The organism is Massilia sp. TSP1-1-2 (assembly GCF_049896185.1).
Classification (GTDB): domain Bacteria; phylum Pseudomonadota; class Gammaproteobacteria; order Burkholderiales; family Burkholderiaceae_D; genus Telluria_A.
On record NZ_JAFCTU010000007.1, the window covers coordinates 1 to 21,869 of the forward strand.

Below are 21,869 nucleotides of genomic sequence, written 5' to 3' on the forward strand. Positions count from 1 at the left end.
CGAAACCGTATATATGGACCGCGAAAGCGACCGACATTCTTGCCAAAGTCACGCGCGCTCGTGCCAAACTTAATAAGCTTCAATCTGTTTGACGCACTACACTAGTGCCAAATGCGGTGCGCCTGTTCGATGAATTCAGTTACAAGGCTGGCTCATGGCCGAGGGCCTGGCGCGTGCTATTGAAGGCGGAGGTCATGGCGCCTGCGAAAACACGCGTTTCATCGTAACGTCGCTCCCTGGACTTGATGCCGGCACGCTGTACGAAGACGTTTATTGCGAGCGTGGTCAATCCGAAAATTACATCAAGCACCTCAAGGGCGATCTGGCGTCAGACCGCACTTCCTGCACGAGCTTTCTTGCCAACTGCATGCGTCTGCTTCTGCATGCCGCTGCTTATGTCCTACATCAACAGATGCGCACCGAAGCACTGCAGAATACGGAGCTGTCGCAGGCGCAACCGTCAACCGTGATCAAGAAACTGTTCAAAATTGCTGTGCAGGTCCGGCAATACAAGAATAAAATCGTTCTTCATCTACCAAGCTCGTGCGCTCTCAAACATCTCCTACAGACATTGACCGAGCGACTCTATCTGCCGACTCCGGCAAAGATCCTCAACTCGTCCTGAACAGGGCACGTCGGGTCTGCCGAGAATTGACCGCCCACCATCAACCGCTAACCCTCATGCCGCTTCATTCCTTTCCCGTTCGCTCGGGTAGGGCAGATTTCGTCCGAGACATCCGAACTACGGTCAGCGCCAAGCGATGCCGAAAAACCGTAAGCGCGATGGAGATTCATGCAACATTCGGGCTAGGGCACGCGCCTGGGCCGCCAGCAGCTTACCCTCGCTGGCAATGCACAGGTAATCGTTGCCGGCAAGCATAAGTGCGCCGGCGCCGGCCGGCTTCCACACATGCATGTGTTCACCGCCGAGCAGTTGTTGAACCCGCGTCACATAATGCTCGTCCATACGCTTTGTTACGAAAGAAGGCATGCGCAATTCGGCGCGGATGGGGTTTAACGTTTGATTTGCGGCAGATGTCATGATGATTTCTCCTGAGAAAAGAAATTTCATTTTCTGCCTTCAATTATTGGCATTGGTGCAACATCGACGATGTTTGATCTAAATCAAGTTATCCATTGTCAACATAAGACAGGATTACGATTGATGCGAATCAATTTGATAAATATCAAGAACTTACGAGATGACTGCAGATGGGCTTGCCGAGGCGCACTTTTAAAACGACCAGACGCCGGCTGCAGCAAAGTTCGCTGCGGGCCGTGCAGCGCTATGAACGCAAATTCGATCACGCCACCTGGCGCTACATCGTGCTGGCGTGGATAGGCTGCCTCGGCATGCCCACTTACTACCTGATCTGGACCTACGTCTTCCCGCAGGCGTACGAAAGCCTGCCCCTGCGCCTGGTGGGAGCGGCCCTGTGCGTGCCGGCGCCATGGGCCGGCACGCTGTTCAAGGGCCCGCTGCGCGACACTTACCTGTTCGTGGCCGTCACCTACGTACTGCCATTCCAGTTCACCTTCCTGTTCCTGATGAACCATGCCTCCGGCGTGTGGAGCCAGTCGCTGCTGGTGGCGCTGATCGTGCTGTTTCACTTCTCGACCGCGTGGGCGCTGATGTCGTTTGCGACCGGCGTGGCCGGCGCCTGCGCGCTGTTCGCGCTGGTTGGCGACCCGGCTTTTTTAAGCAGCCACCAGGTACTGCAAAACCTGCCGATCTACGCCTTTACCATTGTCGTGGTCGCAGTGTCCAAGGTCGGGCGGCGCGTGCTGGCCAACGAAAAGCTGGCCGGCATGGCGCAGGGCCTGGCCACGGTCTCGCATGAATTGCGAACGCCCCTGGTGAGCGTGGACGCCAATGTACGCGGCATCCACCGGCGCCTGAACGCGGCTGCCAATCCGTCGCCTGCCGACTGGCACGAGATGAGCGAAGCGATGACGCGCATCCAGCATGAAGTGCGCCACATGAACCACATGGTCGACCTGTTCCTGCTGTCGGCGGCGGCCGTCAACGAGCAGCTTGAAGCGGACGAATATGTCTCGATGCAGGAGGTGGTCGAATCGGTCATCCGGCGCTATCCGTTCACCGCGCAGTCACAGCGCGACGCCGTCAGGATCGACGTGCGGGCCGACTTCACCTTCGCCGGCAAGCATGAACTGTCGGTCGTCATCCTGCTCAACCTGCTACGCAACGCGCTCAAGGCGCTGCACCGCGCCGGCAAGGGTCGCATCCGGATCATCATCGACGGCAAGCGCGCCACCCCGCGCTTGCTGTTCATCGATACCGGCTGCGGCATTCCGGCGCCACAGCTGCCGATGATCTTCAAGCGCTTTTATTCGTACCCGCCCAAATCGGGATCGGGCATCGGCCTGGCGCTGTGCAAGGAAATCGTGGACGCCTGGAAGGCGCGCATCCGCTGCGTCTCGCGCGAGTGGGCGTACACCATTTTCGTCCTCGAATTCCCCCCGGTCCAACTCGCCAAAGCAAAGTAATCGCCCCCACTCTGTCAGGATACCGCTCCATGCCACTGCCGATTTATCACCATCCCAGCCTGACCGTCCTGATCGACGACAGCGACAGCTTCCTGAAAAGCCTCTCGTTCCAGCTCGACCCGGCGCTGGCCAGCAAAGCCTTCCACGACACCAGTTCCGCGATCGCGTGGCTGACGGGCCAGGGCGGGCGCGACGAGGCGCACCAAAACAAGCTGTGCGCCAGCTATGACACCTATCCCAATTCGCACGAACAGGCCAACGTCACCTTCGACGTCGACCAGATCCACCGCATCAGCTTTGAGCGCAGGCGCTTCGTGACGCCCTCGGTGCTCGTGGTCGACTACTCGATGCCGCAGATGAACGGGGTGCAGCTGTGCGAAGCGCTGGCCCACCTGCCCTGCAAGAAGATTCTGTTTACCGGTGTGGCCGATGAAAAGGTGGCGGTGGACGCCTTCAACCGCGGCCTGATCGACCGCTACATCAAAAAGAGCGACGACGACGCGCTCGACAAACTCGAGGCCGAGATCGTGGCGCTCCAGCGCGAATATTTCGCAGCCAGGTCCGATCCGCTGCGTGAACTGCTCGCGCTGCACAATTACAGCTTTGTCAGCGACCCGGTGTTCGCGCAGCTGGTCAAGGGCATCCTCAAAGAGCAGCGGATCGTCGAGCATTACGTGTTCTCGAACCCGGCCGGCATCTTGATGTACGACGCCGACGGGCAGGCGCAGTTGATGGTGGTCGAAACCGAGGCCAGCATGACGTCGCACTATGAAGTCGCCTGCGACAACGAGGCGCCGCAATCGTTGCTGGTGGCGCTGCGCGAGCGCTGCATCATCCCGTGGTTTCGCGAAGGCGACGGCATGTACTCGGCCGACTTTGCGGCCGGCTGGCACAAATACATCGCGCCGGCGCAGGTGTGCGAGGGCGCCCAAAAATATTACTGGGCCTTGTTCAAGCTGGCGCCGGGCGAATTGGCGGAGATGGCCACCTCGTTTTCCGACTACCTGCACGAGCGCGAACCGGCGCTGTAACAATTCGCGACTGCATCACGGCACCCGGGGTCAGGCTTCGCGCAGCGTTTGCAGGGGCGGCTGGCTGAGGACGTGGCGCAATCCTAGCCAGCCGCCGATGACGGCGCAGGCGGCGCCCACCACCACGCCGGCCAGCCATACCGTCGGGCTGAACGTCCATTCGAACTTGAATTGGTAGGTTGCCAGCGCCCACCCCAGCGCCGCCGCGCCGCTCGCGGCCAACAGGCCGGCCAGGGCGCCCACCAGCGAAAACTCGATCCACTGCGCGCGCGCCAGCTGCCGGCGCGTGGCGCCCAGCGCCCGCAGCAAGCCCGACTCGCGCGTGCGTTCATCTTGCGAACCCATCAAAGCCGCATACAGCACCAGCACTCCCGACGCCAGCGTGAAGGCGAACAGGAACTCGACTGCCGTCACCACCTGGTCAAGCACATCTTGTAATTGGCGGATGATGCCCGAGACGTCGATCACCGATACGTTAGGATAGGCGCGCGCCAGTTCATTGGTCAGTCCCGATGCGTTTTGCGGCAGGTGGAAAGCGGTCATGTAGGTCTGGGACGTGTTCGCCATCGCGGACGGATTGATGATGACGAAGAAATTGGCCCGCATCGAACCCCATTCAAGCTTGCGCAAGCTGGTGACCTTGGCGTCCACCAGCGTCCCGCCCACGTCGAAGCGCATCACGTCGCCCAGTTTCAAGCGCAGCGTTGTGGCGATGCCCTGCTCGACCGATGCTTCGGCCACGCCCGGCTTGTCCTGGTACCACGTGCCCGCCACGATGCGGTTGGTGGGCGGCAGGTCGGTGGTTGTCGAGAGGTTGAATTCGCGGTCCGACATGCGCCTGGCGTTTTCATCTTCATAAGTGGCGCCGGTGATCGGCACGCCGTTGACGGCCGTCAGGCGCCCGCGGATCATCGGGTACAGCACCGGCCCGGCCACCTTGGCCGCTGCCAGGCGGCGCGCCACATCCGCCTTTTGGTCGGGCATGATGTTGATGATGAAGCGGTTCGGCGCGTCCGGCGGCGTGGCGCTGCGCCAGGCCGCCATCAGGTCGCCGCGCACCACGGTCAGCAGCAGCAGCGCCATCAGGCCGAGCGCCAGCGACACCACCTGCACGATGGTGGCGCCGCGGCGCCGCTGCAGCGAGGTGACGGCAAAGCGCCAGCTCTGGTTGTCGATGGCGCCGCGCAGGCGCTTGAGCGAGAGCAGGCCAAGCCAGCCGGCCAGCGCGAACACGCCAAAGGCGCCCAGAAAGCCGCCGGCCGTGACCAGCGCCAGTTTCAGGTCGCCCGCCTGCCACAGCAGCAGCAGCGCAAACACGATCACGCCCAGCGCGTAGGTGGCCAGCGCCAGCGGTGCGGGAGCGGCCTGCTCGCGCCGGATCACGCGGTTGTGCGGCACGTTACGCAGTTGCAGGATGGGCGGCAGCGCAAAGCCGACCAGCAGCAGCATGCCGGTGACGACGCCCTGCAGCGCCGGCATCCAGGACACCGGCGGCAGCTCGGTTTCGATCAGTTTGCCGATCAGTTCGAGCAGCACCAGATGCCCGCCCAGCCCCACCAGCACGCCCAGCGCGCTGCCCACCAGGCCGACCAGCGCGAACTCGGTCAGGTACAGCACCGTGACCTGGTTTTGCGTGAGCCCCAGGCAGCGCAGCATGGCGCAGGCGTCCAGGTGGCGCAGCATGAAGCGGCGCGCCGCCATCGCCACGGCCACCGCCGCCAGCATCGCCGAGAGCAGGCCAACGAGCGACAGGAAGCGGTCGGCGCGCTCCAGCGTGGCGCGCATTTCGGGGCGCCCGTTTTCAAGCGACTCGACGCGCACGCCCTTGATGGCGCCGGCCTCGATGCGCTCTTTGAGCCAGGCTTCGTAAGCGGCCACGGCGGGCAGCGCGCGGGAAGTCGGCGCGGCCACTTGCAGGCGGTACGTCACGCGCGAACCGTTGTCGATGAGGCCCGTGGCGGCCAGGTCGGCCGTCGAGAGCATCACGCGCGGTGCAAAATTGGCGAACGAGGCGCCCCGGTCGGGCTCGGAGGCGATCAGTTGCGTGATCGTGAAATCCTTGTCGCCCACCTTGATGGTGCCGCCCACGCGACTCTTGAGGGCAGTAAGGATGTTGGGGTCGACCCAGACCGTGCCGCTGGCCGGCGTGGCGTCGGTCTTGACGCCGAGCGCGGACGTGGCCTGCGATGCGTCGGTGGTGATTTTGAGTTGCCCGCGCAATGGGTAGCCGGGCGAGACGGCCTTGATCGAGGCCAGCTGGGCCACCGACTGCTCGCCCTCGCCCGCCTGCGCCATGCTGGGAAAGGTGACGGTGTCGGCCAGCACCAGGCCGCGCCGCAACGCTTCCGCGCGCCAGGCCGGCAGCAGCGGGGAGTCGGCGTTGATCAGCAGGTCGGCGCCGAGCAGTTGGTGCGCATCACGCTCTAGCCCGGCGCGCATGCGGTCGATGAAAAACCCCACCGCCGACAGCGCGGACACGGCAACGATCAGGGCAATGAGCAAAAAGCGCAGCTCGCCGGCGCGCCAGTCGCGCGCGGTCATGCGCAGGGATTGGGCGAGGATCGGGGTGCGCATGGGAGTGGACATGACGGTCGGCATCGGGAAAGGAGTTGGCGCGTCTATTTATATAGTGGCGAAAAAACGGTCGACTTCATCGAGGTAGCCCTGCTTTTGCACGGGATCGAGAAAGGCGGCGAGGAAACTGTTGCGGGCCAGGCGCTGGGCATGCACACGGCTGAGCGGCAAGGCATCAAATACGGCCAGGAAATTATCATTCATGTAGCCGCCAAAATACGCGGGATCGTCCGAGTTGACCGTGGCCAAGAGACCGGCGTCGAGCAAGTCGAACAAGTTGTGCGATCCCATGTCGCCAAACACGCGCAACTTGACGTTCGACAACGGGCACACCGTCAGCGCCACCTGCTCGCGCGCCAGGCGACTGGTGAGCGCGGCATCTTCCAGGCAGCGCACGCCGTGATCGATCCGCTCCACCTGCAGCACGTCGAGCGCGGTGCTGATGTAGGCGGGCGGACCTTCCTCGCCGGCATGGGCCACCAGGTGCAGCCCCAGCTGGCGGCAACGGGCGAACACGCGCGCGAACTTTTCCGGCGGATGGCCTTGCTCCGAAGAGTCAAGGCCGACGCCGATCAGCTTGTCGCGAAACGGCAAGGCATCCTCGAGCGTGGCCAGTGCTTCCTCTTCGGACAGGTGGCGCAGGAAACACATGATCAGGCCGGCACTGATGGGGCCATCCTGGCAGGCGCGCCAGATGCCGTTGATCATCGTCTCGAAGGCAATGCCGCGCTCGGTGTGGGTTTGCGGGTCGAAAAAGATTTCGGCATGCACCACATTGTCGGCTGCCGCGCGCGCCAGGTAGGCCGCGGTCATGTCATAAAAATCTTGCTCCTTAATGAGAACGCTGGCGCCGGCGTAATAAATGTCCAGGAACGATTGCAGATCGGTAAACGCGTAGGCGGCGCGCAAGGCGTCGACCGATGGGTAAGCCAGGGAGATGCCGTTGCGCTGCGCGAGTGCAAAGATCAGCTCGGGCTCGAGCGAACCTTCGATATGGATGTGCAATTCCGCCTTCGGCATCTGTTGCACAATGGCGCGCAGTTGGTCGTTCGGCATGAGGATTCTCCGTGGCGTTGGTGGGGCGTGCTGCAAATCATGCAGTGTAGCGCAAGCGCGCCGGACCGATTGGACGGGCCTTGAAAGTGTGACACGCGCGCCATGTTCGTGCGCCATCGGCCGCCCAGATCGTGCACTATGTAACGGCCCTCTGTGGATGCGGTGCACTACTTTCCCGGCCCCTCTAAAGCGTGTGGCAATAAGCATATGAAAGCGCGATGAATCACCCCGAAACGTCACGCTTTATCCACATAAAGTTGAACTTTTTTCGTTTTAAATCAACCGCTTAATTCGGTTACATTCGCTCACACGACATTGCTTTGACTTCCAGAACTATTAGGCACATAATTAATTTCATAGGCGTAAGAATACCTTGCAGCACGCACAATTCACCGGAGGAATCCGGAACAAAAATAAAACGTCGTTACACGTTTTTTTGTTTCAGAAAGATTGGAACTTGGAATGGTCGTAACGATTCAAAGAGGAGTACGCAAAGCAATCGGCCTGGACGGAACGCCAATAAATCCCTGCCAGTGACAGTGATGTAGTGTTAGCCCATTAAAGGACATTCAAATGACCATTTTTGACAACTACGCAGCTCGCTACGAGCGTACCCGGGAAGAGGAATATTCCCTCTCAGAGTATTTGACACTGTGCAAGAAGGACAAGCAGACCTACGCCAGCGCTCCGGAACGCATGCTGGCAGCCATCGGCGAGCCCACGCTGGTCGATACGCGTAACGATACGCGTTTGTCGCGCATCTTCGCCAACAAGGTCATCAAGATCTATCCCGCGTTCAAGGAGTTCTACGGCACCGAGGAAGTCATCGAGCAAGTCGTCTCTTACTTCCGGCACGCCGCGCAAGGCCTTGAAGAGCGCAAGCAAATCCTCTATCTGCTGGGCCCGGTCGGTGGCGGCAAATCGTCAATTGCGGAAAAACTCAAGGTTCTGATGGAGCAGGTGCCCTTCTATTGCCTGAAGGGTTCGCCCGTCAACGAGTCGCCGCTCGGCCTGTTCAACGAAGACGAAGACGGCGTGATCCTCGAAGAAGACTTCGGCATCCCCCGTCGCTACCTGCGCACCATCCCCAGCCCGTGGGCCGTCAAGCGCCTGCACGAATTTAACGGCGACATCAACCAGTTCCGCGTGGTCAAGCGCTACCCGTCGGTGCTCAAGCAAATCGCCATTTCCAAGACCGAACCTGGCGACGAAAACAACCAGGATATTTCCTCGCTGGTGGGCAAGGTCGACATCCGCAAGCTCGAGGATTATGCCCAGGACGATCCGGACGCTTACAGCTATTCGGGCGGCCTGTGCCTGGCCAACCAGGGCTTGATGGAATTCGTGGAAATGTTCAAGGCGCCGATCAAGGTGCTGCACCCGCTGTTGACGGCGACGCAGGAAGGCAACTACAAGGGGACCGAAGGCTTCGGCGCGATTCCCTTCGACGGCATCATCCTGGCCCACTCGAACGAGTCGGAATGGAAAACGTTTCGCAACAACCGCAACAACGAAGCTTTCCTCGACCGGATTTATATCGTGAAGGTGCCTTACTGCCTACGCGTGGCCGACGAGATCAAGATCTACGACAAGCTGATTCGCAATTCGTCGCTGGAAAACGCCCCGTGCGCGCCCGGCACCATGAAAATGATGGCCCAGTTCGCGATTTTATCGCGCCTGAAAGACCCGGAAAATTCATCGATCTTCTCCAAAATGCTGGTCTACGACGGCGAAAACTTGAAGGACACCGATCCCAAGGCAAAGTCGATGCACGAGTACGTCGATTACGCGGGTGTGGACGAAGGCATGAATGGCTTGTCGACCCGCTTCGCCTTCAAGATCCTGTCCAAGGTCTTTAACTTCGACAACACCGAAGTGGCGGCCAATCCGGTGCACCTGTTATATGTGCTGGAGCAGCAGATCGAGCGCGAGCAATTTCCGCCCGAGACCGAACAGCGCTATTTCTCGTATATCAAGGAACACCTGGCGCAGCGCTATGTCGAATTTATTGGCAAGGAAATCCAGACCGCTTACCTGGAAAGCTATTCCGAATACGGCCAGAATATTTTCGACCGCTACGTCACGTTCGCCGACTTCTGGATCCAGGACCAGGAATTCCGCGATCCGGACACGGGCGAGAGCTTCGATCGCGATTCGCTGAACAACGAACTGGAAAAGATCGAAAAGCCGGCCGGCATCAGCAACCCCAAGGATTTCCGAAACGAAATCGTCAACTTCGGGCTGCGGGCGCGGGCGACCAACGGCGGCAAGAATCCCGCCTGGACCAGCTATGAAAAGTTCCGTACCGTGATCGAGAAGAAAATGTTCTCCAACACGGAGGAGCTGTTGCCGGTCATTTCGTTCAACGCCAAGGCAAGCGCGGAAGACGCCAACAAGCACGCCGACTTCGTTGCCCGCATGGTGGGAAAAGGGTACACCGCCAAGCAGGTGCGCTTGCTGTGCGAATGGTATTTGCGGGTACGCAAGTCGTCATAGTCCGCCGCGTGGCGGTACGCCAACGCGGCCGCGCACCGCCCGCTTGCACAGCGGCGCGATGCGCGCGAAGTAAACGGTTTAAGGCAGGAGGCCCGTTTTGACCTATCTCATCGACCGACGCTTGCAAGGCAAGAACAAGTCTGCGATCAACCGCGAGCGCTTCCTACGGCGTTACAAAAGCCAGATCAAGGACGCTGTCGGGCGTGCCATCAAGGGCCGCTCGATCACCGATATCGAAAGTGGCGAGAAAGTATCGATTCCCGTCAAGGATGTGAATGAGCCGAATTTTGGCCACGCCCACGGTGGCGTGTGGGAAACCATCAACCCCGGCAACAAGGAATACCAGAAGGGCGACCAGTTCAACCGGCCGCGCGGCGGCGGCGGTGCGGGCCGCGGCAAGGCCGGCAACAGCGACCAGCAATCGGAAGACGATTTCATTTTCGAATTGTCGCGCGAAGAATTCATGAATTATTTCTTCGAGGATCTTGAGCTGCCGAATATGGTCAAGACCCAATTGACCGCCACCACCGAATTCAAGAACCAGCGCGCCGGCTACAATATGTCGGGCACGCCATCGAACATCCACGTGCTGCGTTCGCTGCGCGGCGCGCTGGGCCGGCGCATCGCCGTGGGCGGCACGTCGCGCAAGTCCTTGCTGCATGCCGAACGCGAACTGGTCGCGCTGATCGAAGAAGGCATACCGCTCGACGATGCGCGCGTCATCGAGCTCAAGCACCTGATCCATCACCTGCATACCAAGCTGCTGGCGATTCCCTTCATCGACCCGTTCGACCTGCGCTACAGCAACCGCGTGAAGGTACCCAAGCCGATGACCCAGGCCGTGATGTTTTGCATCATGGACGTTTCCGGCTCGATGGACGAGTCGCGCAAGGACACGGCCAAGCGTTTTTTCATCTTGCTGTACCTGTTTTTAAAACGCGCCTACGACAAGATCGAGGTCGTCTTCATCCGCCACCATACGGCCGCGGCCGAAGTGGACGAGGAAGAATTTTTCCACTCGCGCGAATCGGGCGGCACCGTCGTGTCGTCGGCGCTGCATTTGCTAAGCAAGGTGATCAGCGAGCGCTACGGCAGCGGCGCATGGAACAGCTACGTGGCCCAGGCCTCCGACGGCGACAACTGGGACAATGATTCGGTGCTGTGCAAGCAGTTGCTCGTCAACACCATCATGCCGGCGGTGCAGTATTACACCTACGTGGAAATTACCGACGGGCCGCCGCAAAACCTGTGGGAGCAGTACGCCGAGGTCGGCGACCATCACCAGAATTTCGCCATGCAAAAGATTGTCACGCCGGCCGACATTTATCCCGTCTTCCGCGAACTGTTCAAAAAGCAGGCCAAATAGACCAGGGGGCATGATGCCAAGAGATCCAAAACATCCGCGCGCCCTGCCCGAACAGTCGGAGTGGACCTTCGACCTGATCGAGCATGCGCACGAAGAAATCCGCCGCGTGGCCAAGTCCTTTGGCCTGGACACCTATCCCAACCAGCTCGAAATCATCACCGCCGAGCAAATGATGGACGCTTACACGTCAGTGGGCATGCCCGTGTCGTATAACCACTGGTCCTTTGGCAAGCATTTCCTGTCGACGGAAAAGAGCTACAAGCGCGGCCAGATGGGCCTGGCTTACGAAATCGTCATTAACTCCAATCCCTGCATCGCCTACTTGATGGAAGAGAACAGCTTGACGATGCAGGCGCTGGTCATCGCCCATGCCGCCTACGGGCACAATTCCTTCTTTAAGGGCAATTACCTGTTCCGCACCTGGACCGATGCGGACGCCATCGTCGACTACATGGTGTTCGCCAAGAACTACATCGCCGAATGCGAACGGCGGCATGGCATCGATGCCGTCGAATTGCTGCTCGACTCTTGCCACGCCCTGCAAAACTATGGCGTGGATCGTTACAAGCGGCCCGCCAAGCTGTCGATGGCCCAGGAAAATGCGCGCCAGAAAGAACGCGAAGAGTACGCCCAGTCGCAGGTGAACGCGCTGTGGCGCACGGTGCCGCGGCGCGACGAAGAACTGGCCGACGTCGCCGCGCCCCGCTTTCCCCCGGAGCCCGAAGAAAACCTGCTGTACTTCATCGAGAAGTACGCACCGCTGCTCGAACCCTGGCAGCGCGAGATGGTCCGCATCACGCGCAAGATTTCCCAGTACTTTTATCCGCAGCGCCAGACGCAGGTGATGAACGAAGGCTGGGCCACCTTCTGGCACTACACTATCTTGCAGGAGCTGTACCAGGAAGGCGTCGTCGGCGACGGTTTCATGCTCGAATTCCTGCAAAGCCATACCAACGTTGTCTATCAGCCGCCGGCCACCAGCCAGCATTACAGCGGCATCAATCCGTATGCGCTCGGCTTCGCCATGATGGCCGACATCCGCCGCATCTGCGAAGACCCTACGCCCGAGGACCGCGAATGGTTCCCTGCGATTGCCGGCAGCGACTGGCGCAAGACGCTGGACTTTGCCATGCGCAACTTCAAGGATGAGAGCTTCATCGCGCAATACCTCTCGCCCAAGCTGATCCGCGACTTCCACTTTTTTGCCGTGCTCGACGATGACAGCAACGACAAGCTGACCATCTCGGCCATTCACGACGAGCGCGGCTACCGCGACGTGCGCCAGAAATTGGCCGACCAGTACAACCTGGGCAACCGCGAACCGAACATCCAGGTCTGGCAAGTCAATACCCGCGACGACAGGGCGCTCACGCTGCGCCACGCCCAATACCAGCGCCGCCCGCTCAACGGCCAGGCGCAGGAGGTGCTCAAGCACGTGGCGCGCCTGTGGGGCTTCGACGTGCGACTCGATACCGTCGATCCTGACGGTAACGTGGTTAGTACGCTGGAATGCAAACGCGAAAAACGCAACCGCAACTGACCTCCTTCCCCATCTTCGGGCCGCTTTCGCGGCCCGTTCGCTGTTGATATGACTTCGCAACAACACTACGAACTCCCCTGCCGCCCTGCATGCCAGAGTCAAGCAAGAAGATTTGCCATGCTCGCGCAAAAAACACTAGGCAGGGTCCGTCAATATGCTATATTGCGATCGTGATGACCGTCATTCCCCAGCCGCATAGCTGAGGAGATCCAGCCAGTCCAGACAGCGCGCACTGAAGCGTCGGCAAAGTCAGTGTCGCAGGCGCTTTTCATGCGCCTGGCTGGTCCGCCCGGATGACGTTCAATAGAACGCCCCGCCTTGCTGAAACTAGTTATAGTTAGCATAAATGCCATGCCGGCTGCAAACTATGTTCGGTATTGGTCGCCTAGGTCCGTTAAAACATCACGCAATACTGAATGCGACCGTTTTATCTGCGGTTAGAAGGAATGCTCCAGAATGGTGCGGTCGCCGAGTATTGATTTTTTTATCAGAAGGTGCAGGTCGGAGCGAAAAGACCCACTCCGGCACCCACTTCTCCCCATGAATCGAACCGATTTGGAGGTGCAAAAAAGGGATGGTAAAAAATGAATACGTAGGTATAATTCGCCGACGTCCCGGATACGGCTCAAGGTTTCGTCGTGTTTTGTGGGTTTAGTCGCTACAAAAAGAGTTGGTATTGGAGAAAGCAGGCATGAATTTTTCGCACGAGAAGAACCCCGGGAAGAATTTCACTGGCATTGCAGTCGTCATCTTGATTCACGCGTTGGTTGCTTGGGGCATAGTCTCTGGTCTGGGCACCCGCATGGTCGCGAAAATGGCTGATGCTGTTGAAACCAAGATCATTGAGGAAGTCAAGCCTCCTCCACCGAAGGAAGTGCCGCCGCCGCCGCCGCCGCCGGAAATGAAGGCGCCGCCGCCTCCATTCATTCCGCCGGTCGAAGTGAACGTGCAACAACCTCCACCGGTTCAGACCGCGATCGCCAACGCGACCAACGTCAAGCCGGCAACCACTGAACTGCCACGCCCTTCGGCACCGGCAGCGCCAGCACCGGCCGCTCCCGCCAACCCGAACCCGGTTCGGACGGCAGCAGTGGCAGACTTCAATACTTGCGCTAAACCGGAGTATCCAAAAGCTTCGCTGCGTAATGAAGAAACTGGCACCGTCACCGTGTCGTTCCTGATCGGCGTCGATGGCCGCATGGTCGACTCGAAGATTACCAAGTCCAGCGGCTTCCGGGACTTGGACAAGGCCGCTCAGGCAGCGATCGGCAAATGCCGCTTCAAGCCTGCGATGGTCGACGGCAAGCCGGAACAAGTTTGGCAGCCAGTACAGTACCAGTGGACGCTGGAATAAAAACCGAGGCGCTCAGCCTCACACCGTGATTTTCGTTGTCATCATGTTCAGCGAACTGATTATTTTATAAATTTGGAGGAAGCATGTTTAAGAATACCCGTTTGTCCGCTGTTTTGGCGGCTGTCCTGTTTTCGGTTACGGCAGCTTCAGCGCTGGTTTCCGCACCAGCCTTCGCTGACGCTCCTGCACCGGCAGCTTCCGCTCCAGCAGCGGCCGCAACCGATCCAATGGCAGCACCAGCAGCAGCGCCGGCCGCCGCCGACGCAGCACCAGCAGTTGCGCCGGCAGAAGCCGCAGCCGCACCGGTAGTCAAAGAAGAAGTGCGCAACCCGTATGGCATCGGCGCACTGTGGGCCGAAGGCGACTTCGTTTCCAAAGGCACGCTGATCATCCTGTCGCTGATGTCCATGGGTTCGTGGTACATCATCATCACCAAACTGATCGACCAGATGAAAATCTTCAAGCAATCCGCTGAAGTCCAGCAGAAATTCTGGAAAGCTTCGTCGATCGCCGCAGGTTCGGCTTCGCTGAAAGAAGGCAGCCCATTCCGCTTCATCGCTGAAACCGGCACCAAGGCTACCGTGCACCACGACGGCGCCCTGCTCGAGCAGATCGATCTGTCGACCTGGGTGACGATGTCGATCGCCCGCGCTGTTGAAAAAGTCCAGTCGCGTCTGCAAGATGGCCTGTCGTTCCTGGCAACCGTTGGTTCGACCTCGCCGTTTATCGGTCTGTTCGGTACCGTATGGGGTATTTACAATGCACTGACCGCCATTGGTATGTCGGGTAACGCATCGATCGACAAGGTTGCAGGTCCCGTGGGTGAAGCGCTGATCATGACCGCCTTCGGTCTGTTCGTCGCCGTTCCTGCTGTTCTGGGTTACAACTGGCTGGTTCGCCGCAACAAGTCGGCAATGGAAGATGTTCGCTCGTTTAGCGCCGACGTTCACTCGGTCCTGATCTCTGGCGCCATGTCGACCAGCGAAGCTGGCCGCGCTGCCGGCGCTAAAAAGATCGGGTAATCACCATGTCCATGAGCGTCGGCTCCGATAGCGGAGAAGAAGACCAGGTCATGTCAGAAATCAACACGACGCCGCTAGTCGACATCATGTTGGTTCTGCTGATCATCTTCCTGATTACGAGCCCGGTTGTTCTGAAGCTGCAAAAGATTTCGCTGCCTTCCGAGACCAACCAGGCACTGAAGCCAAAGCCGACCACGGTCAACATTGTGGTCAACAAAGATGGCGACATGTACTTCGACCAAAAGCGCCTGGCCGATACGAACGAACTGTTCGATTTCCTGAAGAAGGAATCGGTCAAGCTGCCGCAGCCTGAAGTGCACGTCCGTGGCGATCAAGAAGCACGCTACGAGTTCATCGGCAAGGTGATCTACACGGCACAACGTGCTGGTATCCAGAAGGTCGGATTCATTACCGAACCGCCAGATAAGACTCCTGGCAGTAAGTAACGTCCTTCGGTAGCGCGCGGTGGTGACACCTGCCCGCGCGCTGCGGGTCCCAACATTAGAAAGGAAATACCATGAGTATGAATGTCGGTTCTTCTTCCGCCCCAGGCGCGGATCCGGAACCAATGATGGAAATGAACATGACTCCCTTGATCGACGTGATGTTGGTCTTGATTATCATGTTGATTATCACCATTCCGAAGCAGCAACACTCGGTCAACCTGAACATGCCTGTCGGTACGCCACCGCCTCCGACCAAAGAGCCAGTCGTCATTACCATTGACGTTGACTTTGACGGTACGATCCTGTGGGACGGCGCAGTTGTTCCTGACCGTAAGGCTCTGGAAGCAAAAATGTTGGCCGTTGCAGCCACAGCAGACCAGGCCGAAGTTCACCTGCGTCCGAACAAGCTGGTGTCTTACAAGTATGTGGCTGGCGTCATGGCTACTGCCCAACGTCTTGGTGTCACCAAGATCGGCATGGTCGGCAACGAACAGTTCCAGTAAGCGCTATTGTTGATAGACGAACGGCAGGTATCCCCTGCCGTTTCTTTTTGATTGAAAGATTTCCTATGATCAAGTCACGCCTCGCACATCTCGGCCTCGCTCTGGCCGCACTCGGTTTTACCGCCGTCAGCCCGGTTATCGGCTTGTCCACCGCGCACGCTGAAACGGTGCGTCCGGAAATCGGCGGCCCACTGCAAGCCGCCCAAAAAATGATGTCCCAAGGTAATGCCAAGGGCGCCATGAACGAGCTGCGCAAGCTCGACGGCATGAAAAAATCGGACAACGAAGCCTATCTGGTCGAGCGCGTGCGCGCCGCCGCCGCTTCCTCCTCCGGCGACTACGATACGGCCGCCCGCGCTTTTGAATACCTGATCAATTCGGGCAAGCTGTCTGGCGCAGAAAGCAATAAATTTTCCGAAGGCCTGGTCGGCATTTACATGCGCGCCCGCGAATACGGCAAAGCCAACGCCGCCATCAACAAGGCGCTCGCCAAAGGCGACGACGCCCGTCTGCGCGGCTACCTGATCCAGAACTATGTTTCCATGGGCAACATAGGCGAAGCCATGCGGCTGCTGCAAAACGACTTGCGCAACGCTGAAAAAGCCGGCCGTTCGCCACAGGAAGACCAGCTCAAGATGCTGGCCAACCTGCAAAACATGAAGGGCGACAAGGACGGCTACGTCAATACCATTGAAAAGCTGGCGCAGTACTATCCGCAGCCAAGCTACTGGGCTGACCTGCTGAACCGCGTCAAGGCCAAGTCCGGCTTTTCGTCGCGCCTGAACACCGACGTGCTGCGTCTGCAACTGGCCAACAACCTGCTGAAAAAGCCAAGCGAGTTCATGGAACTGGCCCAACTGGTGCTGCGTGACGGCGCCCCCGGCGAAGCGGTCAAGATCCTTGCCAAGGGTTACAAGGACGGCGTGCTGGGCGTGGGTCCCGATGCGCCGCGCCACCAGCGCCTGAAAGACCTGGCCGACAAAAACCTGGCCGATGCGGCCAAGAATCTGGCCACCGAAGAAGCCACGCTGACCAAGGCCGCCGACAACAACGGCCTGCTCAACCTCGGTTACGGCCTGGTGCAGTCCGGCCAAGCCGACAAGGGTCTGAAGATGATGGAAAACGCCATCAAGGCCGGCGGCCTGAAGCAGCCTGAAGACGCCAAACTGCGCCTGGGCGAAGCCTACGCCGCAGCGGGCAAGAAGGCGCAAGCGATTACGACCTTGAAATCGGTCGGCGGCAAGGACGGCACCGCCGAAATCGCCCGCTACTGGATCCTGGCGATCAACCGCCCGATGGCTTGATCGTTCCTGCGGTCGTGCCTCGCTTAAAGCGCTGCCTGCATCTTGCAGGCAGCGCTTTTTAGCTTTGACCGTATAATCTCCATTTCCATAGTTTCATCACAAGGTTCTTGTACCCCAGCCCATGAAGGTATTTCGCGGACTTCCCAACGACAGGGCACGCGCGCCGTGCGCGCTTACGATCGGCAATTTTGACGGTGTCCACCGCGGCCACCAGGCCCTGCTCGCGCGCGTGCGCGAGAACGCAAGCCGGCTGGGAATCGAGGCGGCCGTGATGACGTTCGAGCCGCACCCGCGCGAATTTTTCGCGCGCCGCTCGGGCGACATGTCCAAGGCGCCAAAGCGCATCGCGAACCTGCGCGACAAGCTGCAGTCGCTGGAAAGCGCGGGCATCGACCGCGTCATCGTCGAACACTTCAATACCCAGTTTGCCGCCATCGCGCCGGACGACTTTACGTCGCGCGTGCTGGTCGATGGCCTGCACGTCAAGTGGCTGATGGTGGGCGACGACTTTTGCTACGGCGCCCGGCGCGCCGGCACCGTCGCCATGCTCAAGGAGGCGGGCGCGCGCCACGGCTTTCAGGTCGAGACGCTGCCCACGGTGCTGCTCGGCGCGCAGCGCGTCTCGTCCTCGGCGGTGCGCGCGGCGCTGGCCGGCGGCGACTTTGCCCAGACCCGCGAGCTGCTCGGCCACTCCTACAAAATATCCGGCCACGTGATCCACGGCGCCAAGCTTGGCCGCACGCTCGGCTTTCCGACGCTGAACCTGCGCGTGGCGCACCGCCCCGCCCTGGCCGGGATCTTCGTGGTCCAGGTGCACGGACTGGCGGACCAGCCGCTCCCTGCCGTGGCCAGCCTGGGTGTGCGCCCGACGGTCGACGACAGCGGGCGCGTGCTGCTCGAAGTGCACGTCTTCGACTTCAACGCGTCCTGCTACGGCAAGGTGGTGCAGGTTGAATTTCTCGCCAAGCTGCGCGACGAAGAAAAATACACCGACCTGGCCACGCTGACCGAAGCCATCGCGCGCGACGGCGAACAGGCGCGCGCCTGGTTCCGCCGGCGTGCAGGCGCCCTCACCGCCACCGACCGAATTTGACGCCGAATTTGACGCCGGCTTTGCCGCCGACTTTGCCACCACACCCCTGCGCGCGCCGTGCGCCGCTCCCCGAATACCCAGATACACACCTTTGAAGAAAAATATGTCCGATACCAAGCCAGACCAGCCAGTCCATGCCAGCACCAACGCCGCCGCACCGACCGCAAACGCCCCGCGTGCGGGAAAGAAAGAAGCTAAACCTGCCTCCAGATACCCGGTCAACATGACCGACACGCCGTTCCCGATGCGCGGCGACCTCGCCAAGCGCGAACCGGGCTGGGTCAAGCAATGGCAGGACAAAAAAATCTACGAGCGCGTGCGCAAGGCCGCCAAGGGCCGCCCGATGTTCATCCTGCACGACGGCCCGCCGTACGCGAATGGCGACATCCACCTGGGCCACGCCGTCAACAAGATTTTGAAGGACATGGTCGTCAAGTCGCGCACCATCGCCGGCTTCGACGCGCCGTATGTCCCGGGCTGGGATTGCCACGGCATGCCGATCGAAATCCAGATCGAAAAACTGCACGGCAAAGGCTTGCCCACCGCTGAAGTGCTGACCAAAGCGCGCTCCTACGCGCTCGAGCAGGTCGACCGCCAGCGCGCCGGCTTCATCCGCCTGGGCGTACTGGGGGAATGGGACAACCCTTACCTGACGATGGCCTACAAGAACGAGGCGGACGAGCTGCGTGCGCTTGGCACGCTGCTCGACAAAGGCTATGTCTACCGCGGCTTGAAACCGGTGAACTGGTGTTTCGATTGCGGCTCGGCGCTGGCCGAAGCGGAAGTCGAATACCAGGACAAGCGCGACCCGGCAATCGACGTCGGCTTCCCGTTCGCGCAGCCTGACAAACTGGCGGCCGCTTTCGGCCTGCCCGCCATGCCGGCCGGCGACGGCTTTGTCGTCATCTGGACCACCACACCCTGGACCATCCCGTCCAACCAGGCGCTCAACGCGAACGCGGAAGTCACCTACGCGCTGGTGGAAACGGCGCGGGGCGGCAAGCCCTTGTTCCTGATCCTGGCGCAAGACCTGGCCGAGTCGTGCTTGGCGCGCTACAAGCTCGAAGGTAAAGTCATCGCCACCTGCCTTGGCGCGGCGCTCGAAGGCATCTCCTTCAAGCACCCGCTGCACGCGGCCGATCCTTTCTTTGACCGCCTCTCGCCGATGTACCTGGCCGACTACGTGACCACCGAAAGCGGCACCGGCGTGGTGCACTCGGCGCCCGCCTACGGCCAGGAAGACTTCATCTCGTGCAAGGAGCACGGCATGCAGGACGATGACATCCTCACGCCGGTGATGGGGGACGGCCGCTTTGCGTCCACCCTGCCCCTGTTTGGCGGGATGACCATCTGGGAAGCGTCCAAGCCGATCTGCAGCGCCCTGACCGCTGCCGGCGCGCTGTTCGAGGTGAAGATGTTCGACCACAGCTACATGCATTGCTGGCGCCACAAGACCCCGATCGTCTACCGCGCCACGTCGCAGTGGTTCGCCAGCATGGACAACACGCCCAAAGACGGCGGTCCATCGCTGCGCGAAACAGCCTTGAAAGGCATTGCCGAGACCAAGTTCTTCCCTGACTGGGGCCAGGCGCGCCTGCATGGCATGATCGAGAACCGTCCGGACTGGACGCTCTCGCGCCAGCGCCAGTGGGGCGTGCCGATGGCCTTTTTCCTGCACAAGGAAACCGGCCAGCTGCACCCGCGCACGCCCGAGCTGCTCGAACAGGTCGCCAAAATGTTCGAGGAGCGCGGCATCGACGCCTGGCTGTCGGTCGAGCCAAAAGACTTGCTGGGTGAAGACGCCGACATGTACGTCAAGAACAAGGACACGCTCGACGTCTGGTTCGACTCCGGCTGCACCCACCAGACCGTGCTGCGCGGCTCGCACGCGGCGCAATCGCGCTTTCCGGCCGACCTGTACCTGGAAGGCTCGGACCAGCACCGCGGCTGGTTCCATTCGTCGCTGCTGACGTCGTCGATGTTGAACGGCTGCCCGCCATACAAAGCCCTGCTCACGCACGGTTTCACGGTGGACGCCGAAGGCAAGAAAATGTCCAAGTCGCTGGGCAACACGCTGGCGCCGCAAAAAATCTCCGATACGCTGGGCGCCGACATCTTGCGACTGTGGGTGGCCGCCACCGACTACACGGGCGAGCTGTCGATCTCCGAAGAGATCCTCAAGCGCGTGACCGAGTCGTACCGCCGCATCCGCAATACGCTGCGCTTCCTGTTGGCCAACACGTCCGACTTCGACTACGCCAGCAATGCCGTGCCGGTGGCCGACCTGGTAGAGATCGACCGCTACGCCATCGCCAGCATGGCCGCGCTGCAGGCGGACATCGCCGCCCACTACGAACGCTACGAATTCCATCCGGTCGTGGCGCGCTTGCAAAACTACTGCTCGGAAGACCTGGGCGGCTTTTACCTCGACATCCTCAAGGACCGCCTGTACACGTCCGCGGTGGATGCGCCGGCGCGCCGCTCGGCCCAGACCGCGCTGTGGCACATCACGCAAAGCCTGCTGCGCGTGATGGCGCCGATGCTCTCCTTTACGGCCGAAGAAGCGTGGGCCGTGTTTGCCAGCCCGGAAGCGTTCGCCGCCAGCGACGAGACCATTTTCACCCAGACCTTCTGGGCTCTGCCGGCCATTGACGGCGCCGGTGCGCTGCTGGAAAAATACGCGGCGCTGCGCGCGGTGCGCGCCGACGTGACCAAGCAACTGGAAGAATTACGCGTCTCCGGCGCCATCGGCTCGTCGCTGCAGGCTGAATTGACCATCCAGGCTGCTAGCGCCAAGTACCAGCTGCTCGCCAGCCTGGACGACGACCTCAAGTTCCTGTTCATCACTTCGCAGGCGCAAGTGAGCGAAGTGGCAGCAGAAGCCGACGAAGCGATTGCCGTGACCGCGTCGGACGCACCGAAGTGCGAGCGCTGCTGGCACTACCGGGCCGACGTGGGCAGCCACGCCGAGCACGCGGGCCTGTGCGCGCGCTGCGTGAGCAATCTGTTTGGCAGCGGCCAAAAACGCGCCTTTGTATAAACGATAATAATCACATCTATGGCAAGCAAAAAACAGCTGTTCTCCACCTCCAAGTCCTCCGGCGGCAGCCTGCTGCCGTGGCTGGGCGTGGCCGCCATCGTGATCTTGATCGACCAGCTCACCAAGATCACGATCGCCAAATTGTTCACCTTTGGCGAAGAAAAGGCGTTCACCTCGTTCTTCAACCTGGTGCTGGCGTATAACAAGGGGGCCGCCTTCGGCTTCCTGAACAACCAGCCGGGCTGGCAGCGCTACTTTTTCACTGCCATCGCGCTCATTGCCGTCGGCGCCATTTTGTACATGCTCAAGAAGCATTCCGGACAGCGCCTGTTTTGCTGGGCGCTGGCCTTGATCATGGGCGGCGCCATCGGCAACGCGATCGATCGGGCACTGTACGGGCACGTGATCGACTTTCTCGACTTTCACGTCAAGGGCCAGCACTTCCCGGCCTTTAATGTCGCCGACAGCGCCATTTTCCTTGGCGCGGTCCTGTTCATCTACGACGAGCTGCGGCGCGTGAACAAAAATTGAAGGAG

Annotated in this window: 17 protein-coding genes; 14 read left to right on the top strand and 3 right to left on the bottom strand. The window is 60.4% G+C overall.

All coding sequences use genetic code 11. The annotated features are described in order from the left end of the window. The first annotated feature begins 154 nt into the window (after window positions 1-154). Window positions 155-625, top strand: a complete 471-nt coding sequence (locus ACP7BV_RS07825) for a transposase (RefSeq protein WP_426103234.1) — start codon at window positions 155-157, stop codon at window positions 623-625. A 123-nt stretch (window positions 626-748) separates the two neighbouring features. On the opposite strand, the gene ACP7BV_RS07830 is transcribed toward ACP7BV_RS07825, so the two are convergent. Next, window positions 749-1,072, bottom strand: a complete 324-nt coding sequence (locus ACP7BV_RS07830) for a hypothetical protein (protein ID WP_426103236.1) — start codon at window positions 1,070-1,072, stop codon at window positions 749-751. A 206-nt stretch (window positions 1,073-1,278) separates the two neighbouring features. Between ACP7BV_RS07830 and ACP7BV_RS07835 the strand changes: the two genes are divergently transcribed. Both ACP7BV_RS07835 and ACP7BV_RS07840 read left to right on the top strand, forming a co-directional pair. Beyond that, on the top strand, window positions 1,279-2,508 hold the full coding sequence (locus ACP7BV_RS07835; RefSeq protein ID WP_426103238.1) for a sensor histidine kinase: 1,230 nt from the start codon (window positions 1,279-1,281) through the stop codon (window positions 2,506-2,508). A 29-nt stretch (window positions 2,509-2,537) separates the two neighbouring features. Beyond that, on the top strand, window positions 2,538-3,539 hold the full coding sequence (locus ACP7BV_RS07840; protein ID WP_426103240.1) for a response regulator: 1,002 nt from the start codon (window positions 2,538-2,540) through the stop codon (window positions 3,537-3,539). Between the two features lie 30 nt (window positions 3,540-3,569). Here the strand turns inward: ACP7BV_RS07840 and ACP7BV_RS07845 are convergent, their stop codons facing one another. Together ACP7BV_RS07845 and ACP7BV_RS07850 are read right to left on the bottom strand one after the other, a co-directional pair. Further along, window positions 3,570-6,125 carry an ABC transporter permease gene (locus ACP7BV_RS07845; RefSeq protein WP_426103242.1) on the bottom strand — a complete coding sequence of 852 codons (2,556 nt, stop codon included), beginning with the start codon at window positions 6,123-6,125 and terminating at the stop codon, window positions 3,570-3,572. Window positions 6,126-6,161: 36 nt separating this feature from the next. After that, on the bottom strand, window positions 6,162-7,169 hold the full coding sequence (locus ACP7BV_RS07850; protein ID WP_426103244.1) for an adenosine deaminase: 1,008 nt from the start codon (window positions 7,167-7,169) through the stop codon (window positions 6,162-6,164). A gap of 573 nt (window positions 7,170-7,742) precedes the next feature. On the opposite strand from ACP7BV_RS07850, the gene ACP7BV_RS07855 reads away from it, so the two are divergent. From ACP7BV_RS07855 to lspA, 11 genes are all read left to right on the top strand, one after another. Continuing rightward, complete coding sequence (locus ACP7BV_RS07855; protein WP_426103246.1) at window positions 7,743-9,665, top strand: PrkA family serine protein kinase; 1,923 nt, start codon at window positions 7,743-7,745, stop codon at window positions 9,663-9,665. 97 nt (window positions 9,666-9,762) lie between these two features. After that, window positions 9,763-11,031 (top strand): YeaH/YhbH family protein, encoded by a 1,269-nt coding sequence (locus ACP7BV_RS07860; RefSeq protein WP_426103248.1) that lies wholly within the window; start codon window positions 9,763-9,765, stop codon window positions 11,029-11,031. A gap of 13 nt (window positions 11,032-11,044) precedes the next feature. Next, entirely contained in the window at window positions 11,045-12,571 is a 1,527-nt protein-coding gene (locus tag ACP7BV_RS07865) for a SpoVR family protein (RefSeq protein WP_426103410.1), read from the top strand. 691 nt (window positions 12,572-13,262) lie between these two features. Next, window positions 13,263-13,925, top strand: a complete 663-nt coding sequence (locus ACP7BV_RS07870) for an energy transducer TonB (RefSeq protein ID WP_426103250.1) — start codon at window positions 13,263-13,265, stop codon at window positions 13,923-13,925. Window positions 13,926-14,008: 83 nt separating this feature from the next. Continuing rightward, the gene (locus ACP7BV_RS07875) at window positions 14,009-14,947 is read left to right on the top strand and encodes a MotA/TolQ/ExbB proton channel family protein (protein WP_426103252.1); all 939 of its coding nucleotides are present in this window, start codon (window positions 14,009-14,011) and stop codon (window positions 14,945-14,947) included. 5 nt (window positions 14,948-14,952) lie between these two features. Beyond that, window positions 14,953-15,393: an ExbD/TolR family protein gene (locus tag ACP7BV_RS07880; protein WP_426103254.1), complete on the top strand. Its 441-nt coding sequence runs from the start codon at window positions 14,953-14,955 to the stop codon at window positions 15,391-15,393. A 71-nt stretch (window positions 15,394-15,464) separates the two neighbouring features. Continuing rightward, window positions 15,465-15,896 (top strand): ExbD/TolR family protein, encoded by a 432-nt coding sequence (locus ACP7BV_RS07885; protein ID WP_426103256.1) that lies wholly within the window; start codon window positions 15,465-15,467, stop codon window positions 15,894-15,896. 65 nt (window positions 15,897-15,961) lie between these two features. Continuing rightward, entirely contained in the window at window positions 15,962-17,200 is a 1,239-nt protein-coding gene (locus ACP7BV_RS07890) for a tetratricopeptide repeat protein (RefSeq protein ID WP_426103258.1), read from the top strand. Between the two features lie 121 nt (window positions 17,201-17,321). Continuing rightward, window positions 17,322-18,293, top strand: a complete 972-nt coding sequence (locus ACP7BV_RS07895) for a bifunctional riboflavin kinase/FAD synthetase (RefSeq protein WP_426103260.1) — start codon at window positions 17,322-17,324, stop codon at window positions 18,291-18,293. Between the two features lie 103 nt (window positions 18,294-18,396). Beyond that, a complete protein-coding gene (ileS, locus tag ACP7BV_RS07900) occupies window positions 18,397-21,333 on the top strand; it encodes an isoleucine--tRNA ligase (RefSeq protein ID WP_426103261.1) in 2,937 nt (978 codons plus the stop codon). Window positions 21,334-21,351: 18 nt separating this feature from the next. Beyond that, window positions 21,352-21,864 (top strand): signal peptidase II, encoded by a 513-nt coding sequence (gene lspA / locus ACP7BV_RS07905; protein WP_426103262.1) that lies wholly within the window; start codon window positions 21,352-21,354, stop codon window positions 21,862-21,864. Window positions 21,865-21,869: the final 5 nt, after the last annotated feature.

Bases quoted from the DNA above. Each gene is read 5' to 3' on its own strand.
- ACP7BV_RS07825 (WP_426103234.1), top strand. From the start codon at position 155: ATGGCCGAGGGCCTGGCGCGTGCTATTGAAGGCGGAGGTCATGGCGCC.
- ACP7BV_RS07830 (WP_426103236.1), bottom strand. From the start codon at position 1,072: ATGAAATTTCTTTTCTCAGGAGAAATCATCATGACATCTGCCGCAAAT.
- ACP7BV_RS07840 (WP_426103240.1), top strand. From the start codon at position 2,538: ATGCCACTGCCGATTTATCACCATCCCAGCCTGACCGTCCTGATCGAC.
- ACP7BV_RS07845 (WP_426103242.1), bottom strand. From the start codon at position 6,125: ATGTCCACTCCCATGCGCACCCCGATCCTCGCCCAATCCCTGCGCATG.
- ACP7BV_RS07850 (WP_426103244.1), bottom strand. From the start codon at position 7,169: ATGCCGAACGACCAACTGCGCGCCATTGTGCAACAGATGCCGAAGGCG.
- ACP7BV_RS07855 (WP_426103246.1), top strand. From the start codon at position 7,743: ATGACCATTTTTGACAACTACGCAGCTCGCTACGAGCGTACCCGGGAA.
- ACP7BV_RS07865 (WP_426103410.1), top strand. From the start codon at position 11,045: ATGCCAAGAGATCCAAAACATCCGCGCGCCCTGCCCGAACAGTCGGAG.
- ACP7BV_RS07870 (WP_426103250.1), top strand. From the start codon at position 13,263: ATGAATTTTTCGCACGAGAAGAACCCCGGGAAGAATTTCACTGGCATT.
- ACP7BV_RS07875 (WP_426103252.1), top strand. From the start codon at position 14,009: ATGTTTAAGAATACCCGTTTGTCCGCTGTTTTGGCGGCTGTCCTGTTT.
- ACP7BV_RS07880 (WP_426103254.1), top strand. From the start codon at position 14,953: ATGTCCATGAGCGTCGGCTCCGATAGCGGAGAAGAAGACCAGGTCATG.
- ACP7BV_RS07885 (WP_426103256.1), top strand. From the start codon at position 15,465: ATGAGTATGAATGTCGGTTCTTCTTCCGCCCCAGGCGCGGATCCGGAA.
- ACP7BV_RS07890 (WP_426103258.1), top strand. From the start codon at position 15,962: ATGATCAAGTCACGCCTCGCACATCTCGGCCTCGCTCTGGCCGCACTC.
- ACP7BV_RS07895 (WP_426103260.1), top strand. From the start codon at position 17,322: ATGAAGGTATTTCGCGGACTTCCCAACGACAGGGCACGCGCGCCGTGC.
- ileS (WP_426103261.1), top strand. From the start codon at position 18,397: ATGTCCGATACCAAGCCAGACCAGCCAGTCCATGCCAGCACCAACGCC.
- lspA (WP_426103262.1), top strand. From the start codon at position 21,352: ATGGCAAGCAAAAAACAGCTGTTCTCCACCTCCAAGTCCTCCGGCGGC.